The organism is Mesorhizobium sp. M2A.F.Ca.ET.039.01.1.1 (assembly GCF_003998035.1).
Lineage (GTDB): Bacteria > Pseudomonadota > Alphaproteobacteria > Rhizobiales > Rhizobiaceae > Mesorhizobium.
This window is the reverse complement of the sequence record NZ_RZRY01000505.1, coordinates 1-4,726: the sequence shown is the minus strand read 5'-3', so window position 1 is coordinate 4,726 and position 4,726 is coordinate 1. Positions and strand designations below refer to the sequence as shown.

Here is a 4,726-nt window from a genome sequence, read left to right as displayed (position 1 = left end):
GCGGACGAGATCCGGTCGATCCATGGCCACCGGGTCACAAATCATGACGCGGCAGAGATCAATGAGGCGGCTATAACATGATTTAATTTGTCATGTTTTTACTCAACCTTTTCAGGGGTTTGGCCGAAAATTGACCAATTGATAAAAAAATAAAACGTGCTAGCCTTCCCCAAAACGACAACAAGGGGAACTGGAATGGCGACTGGTCATTTCATCGAGGGCATTGCCGGCGGCCGGCTGTCTTCCGAGCAATATGCCGACAATTTTTCCGACCTGCACCCGCCGCTCGATCACCACGAAGCGCTGGTCGAATCCGACCGCTGCTATTTCTGCTACGACGCGCCCTGCATGAATGCATGCCCGACGTCGATCGACATCCCGCTGTTCATTCGCCAGATCGCGACCGGCAATCCGCTGGGCTCGGCCAAGACGATCTTCGACCAGAATATCCTTGGCGGCATGTGCGCCCGCGTCTGCCCGACCGAGACGCTGTGCGAAGAGGTCTGCGTGCGCGAAGTGGCCGAAGGCAAGCCGGTGCAGATCGGCCGGCTGCAGCGTTACGCCACCGATGTCGCGATGAGCGAGGGCAAGCAGTTCTACAAGCGCGCCGAGCCGACCGGGAAAAGCATCGCCGTGGTCGGCGCCGGTCCGGCCGGGCTGGCGGCGGCGCATCGCCTTGCCCGCCATGGCCATGAGGTGACGATCCTGGAGGCACGGCTGAAGTCCGGCGGCCTCAATGAATATGGCATTGCCGCCTATAAGAGCGTCGACGATTTCGCCCAGGCTGAGGTCGACTATGTCACCGCGATCGGCGGCATCGACATCCAGAACGGCAAGGCGCTCGGCCGCGACTTCCAACTGGCCGACCTGATGCGCAACTATGATGCGGTGTTCCTCGGCATGGGGCTCGGCGGCGTCAATGCGCTGCGCGCCGAGGGCGAAGACGCCGACGGCGTCACCAACGCGGTCGAGTTCATCGCCGAACTGCGCCAGGCGAGCGACCTCTCCAGCCTGCCGGTCGGCCGGCGCGTGGTCGTCATCGGCGGCGGCATGACGGCGGTCGATGCCGCGGTGCAGTCGAAGCTGCTCGGCGCCGAAGAGGTGACGATCTGCTACCGGCGCGGCCAGGAGCATATGAACGCTTCGGAGTTCGAGCAGGATCTGGCCGCCGCCAACGGCGTCACCATCCGCCACTGGCTGAAGCCCAAGCGCGTCATTGGCGAGAACGGCAAGGTCTCGGCCATCGAGCTCGAATACACCGCTATGAGCGGCGACAAGCTTGTCGGCACCGGTGAGCGGCTCACGCTCGTCGCCGACCAGGTGTTCAAGGCGATCGGCCAGAGTTTTGTGCCGGCGCATCTCAACGGCAGCGCAGAGGCGATCGAGCTCGAAGGCGGCCGCATCAAGGTCGACGCCGAAGGACGCACGTCGCTGGCAAAGGTCTGGGCGGGCGGCGATTGCATCTTCGGCGGCGACGATTTGACCGTATCGGCGGTGGCGCAAGGGCGCGACGCGGCCGAGAGCATCCACCGGGCACTGACCTCTAACGGGAGGGCATGAGCATGGCAGACATCCGCAACAACTTCATCGGCATCAAGTCGCCAAATCCGTTCTGGCTGGCGTCTGCGCCGCCCACCGACAAGGCCTACAATGTCGAGCGCGCCTTCAAGGCCGGCTGGGGCGGCGTGGTGTGGAAGACGCTCGGCGAAGAGGGGCCGCCGGTCGTCAATGTCAACGGTCCGCGCTATGGCGCGATCTGGGGCGCCGACCGCCGGCTGCTTGGCTTGAACAACATCGAGTTGATCACCGACCGCGACCTGCAGACCAACCTGCGCGAGATGAAGCAGGTGAAGATAAACTGGCCGGACCGGGCGCTCATCGCCTCGATCATGGTGCCTTGCGTGGAGGAAAGCTGGAAAGCGATCCTGCCCTTGGTCGAGGAGACCGGCGCCGACGGCATCGAGCTCAATTTCGGCTGCCCGCACGGCATGAGCGAGCGCGGCATGGGCTCGGCGGTCGGCCAGGTGCCGGAATATATCGAGATGGTGGTGCGCTGGTGCAAGCAGTACACGCGCATGCCCGTCATCACCAAGCTGACGCCCAACATCACCGACATCCGTAAGCCGGCGAGAGCCGCGCATGCCGGCGGCACCGACGCCGTGTCGCTGATCAATACGATCAACTCGATCACCGGCGTCGATCTCGACTCCTTTGCGCCACAGCCGACCATCGACGGCAAGGGCTCGCATGGCGGCTATTGCGGCCCGGCGGTGAAGCCGATCGCCATGAATATGGTGGCCGAGATCGCGCGCGATCCCGAAACCCGCGGCCTGCCGATCTCGGGCATCGGCGGCATCACCACCTGGCGCGACGCCGCCGAGTTCATGGCGCTCGGCGCCGGCAATGTGCAGGTCTGCACGGCGGCGATGACCTACGGCTTCAAGATCGTGCAGGAGATGATCGCCGGCCTGGAAAACTGGATGGACGAGAAGGGCCACGCCTCGCTCTCCGATATCATCGGCCGCGCCACGCCCAACGTCACCGACTGGCAGTATCTCAACCTCAACTATGTCGCCAAGGCGCATATCGACCAGGACGCCTGCATCAAATGCGGCCGCTGCCACATCGCCTGCGAGGACACCTCGCACCAGGCGATCACCAACATGGTGGATGGTGTGAGGCATTTCGAGGTTATCGAGGCTGAATGCGTCGGCTGCAATCTGTGCGTCAATGTCTGCCCGGTCGAAGGCTGCATCACCATGGAGCCGCTGGCTGCCGGCGTCGTGGATCAACGCACTGGCAAGCCGGTGTCGCCGATCTACGCCAACTGGACGACGCATCCGAACAATCCGATGGCCAAGGTAGCGGCGGAATAAGCTCGGGTTCCTCGCGCCACGACAGTGGGGAGAGGTGGCCCGGCGAAGCCGGGACGGAGAGGGCCCTTCGCGGCGGCTGGACCGCCGACGGCCTTGATTGCCTTTTTTCCCTGCGCCTCGTCCTTGACCGGTTTCTGGCTTCGCAGAGGGTGGTCCCCCTCTCCGTCCTGGCTTCGCCGGGCCACCTCTCCCCCGCTTTGCGGGGTGCGAGGAACCCAGGTCCTGCGAAGCGCCGTTCTCTCACATTGCCTTGATGAATGGCAGAGCAATTTGCATTTTCCTATTGCAGATAAAAATTATCCACGATAAGTTATATCCACGAATTGGAGATCGGCACGATGAAACTGGGCGATGGCGTTGAGGCGGCCATCCACTGCGCGGCGACGCTGGCCAGTGTGGACGGCAACAGCACCATGCCGGGCGCGGCGCTGGCGGAGTGTTTCGGGCTGTCGCCGAGCTATCTGTTGAAGCATCTCAACCAGCTCACGGCGGCGCGCATCCTTGAATCGGTGCCGGGGCCGGCGGGCGGCTACAGGCTGGCGCGGGCGGCGGAACGTATCACGCTGCTCGATATCGTGCTGGCGGTCGAGGGCAGGGAGCCTGCCTTCCGCTGCGGCGAAATCCGCCAGCGCGGCCCGGTCAAGATCGACGCCTCGGCCTATGTGAAGCCCTGCGGCATCAACGCCGCGATGCTCAGGGCCGAGCGCGCCTATCGGGCGGCGCTTGCCGACGTAAAGCTGTCCGATCTCGTGGCGGAGTACGCGGCCGAAGGCGACCCGCGCTCCTATGCCGCGAGCTGCGCCTTCGTCGAGCGCCACCAGCGGCCGCAGAAATCCGCTTCATCCAAGCAGACTTAAACCCCTAACCCCACCCAAAAAACTGGAAGGAAAGACGATGAAACAGAGATTGCAGTTCTTTGCCAAGGCCCCCGAGATCATGAAGGCGGTGTCGGCGCTCAACAAGGCCGTCGACGAATGCGGGCTGGAAGTGAGCCTGTTGCACCTGGTCAAGCTCCGCGCTTCGCAGATCAATGGCTGCTCATACTGCGTCGAGATGCACAGCCGCGAGGCGAGGCGCGACGGCGAGACCGAAACCCGGCTCTATCTCGTCGCCGCCTGGAAGGAATCGCCGCTGTTTTCCGAGCGCGAGCGTGCCGCTCTCGCATGGACCGAGGCCGTGACGCTGATCGCCGACAATGGCGTGTCGGACGAGCTCTACGCCAGCACGCTCGAGCATTTCTCGGAAGAGGAACTGGTCAAGCTCTCGGTCGCACTAGGCATGATCAACACGTGGAACCGGTTGTGCATTCCCTTCCACGCCATCCATCCGATGCCGGCTGCCAAGGCTGCCTGATCCTAGGGCGCGCGGATGGGAGTCCGCGCGCATCCTCTAGGCCGCGAACCTCAAGCCGCCGTCGCAGGTCAGCACCTGGCCGGTCATGAAGCCGTTGGAGACCAGGAAGGCAATCGCCTCGGCGACATCCTCGGCGCGGCCGATGCGGCCGACCGGCGTCTTGCCGGCATATTCGGCAAACACCGCTTGCCGCTGATCGTCCGGCAGAAAGTCCCACCATGGGGTGTCGATGACGCCGGGGGCCACGACGTTGACGCGCAGCGGCTTCAGCTCGACAGCGAGGATCGGCGCGACGGTCAAGAGCATGCCGTTGATGGCGCCGATGCCGGCGACGCCCGGCGCCGCGATCTGCGCCGAGACAGCCGAGATGAAGGTGACCGATCCGGTCTTGTTCAGCGTCGGCAGGGCTGCCTGCAGACAGGACAATTGCGGCCGGATCTTTTCGTCGACGCCGCTGCCGATATCGGCGAGGTCGAGCGTCGCGAACGGTCCCAGCC

5 protein-coding genes are annotated in these 4,726 nt (G+C 64.0%); 4 read left to right on the top strand and 1 reads right to left on the bottom strand.

All coding sequences use genetic code 11. The annotated features are described in order from the left end of the window. The first annotated feature begins 195 nt into the window (after positions 1–195). From EOA24_RS27930 to EOA24_RS27915, 4 genes are all read left to right on the top strand, one after another. Positions 196–1,560, top strand: a complete 1,365-nt coding sequence (locus EOA24_RS27930) for an NAD(P)-dependent oxidoreductase (RefSeq protein WP_126081945.1) — start codon at positions 196–198, stop codon at positions 1,558–1,560. A gap of 2 nt (positions 1,561–1,562) precedes the next feature. Beyond that, positions 1,563–2,876 carry an NAD-dependent dihydropyrimidine dehydrogenase subunit PreA gene (preA, locus tag EOA24_RS27925; protein WP_126081946.1) on the top strand — a complete coding sequence of 438 codons (1,314 nt, stop codon included), beginning with the start codon at positions 1,563–1,565 and terminating at the stop codon, positions 2,874–2,876. Between the two features lie 338 nt (positions 2,877–3,214). After that, positions 3,215–3,733 (top strand): Rrf2 family transcriptional regulator, encoded by a 519-nt coding sequence (locus EOA24_RS27920; protein ID WP_126081947.1) that lies wholly within the window; start codon positions 3,215–3,217, stop codon positions 3,731–3,733. A 37-nt stretch (positions 3,734–3,770) separates the two neighbouring features. Continuing rightward, positions 3,771–4,229, top strand: a complete 459-nt coding sequence (locus EOA24_RS27915; protein WP_126081948.1) for a carboxymuconolactone decarboxylase family protein — start codon at positions 3,771–3,773, stop codon at positions 4,227–4,229. 36 nt (positions 4,230–4,265) lie between these two features. Here the strand turns inward: EOA24_RS27915 and EOA24_RS27910 are convergent. After that, on the bottom strand, positions 4,266–4,726 hold a 461-nt coding region (locus tag EOA24_RS27910), incomplete at its 5' end, for an SDR family oxidoreductase (protein WP_127410285.1).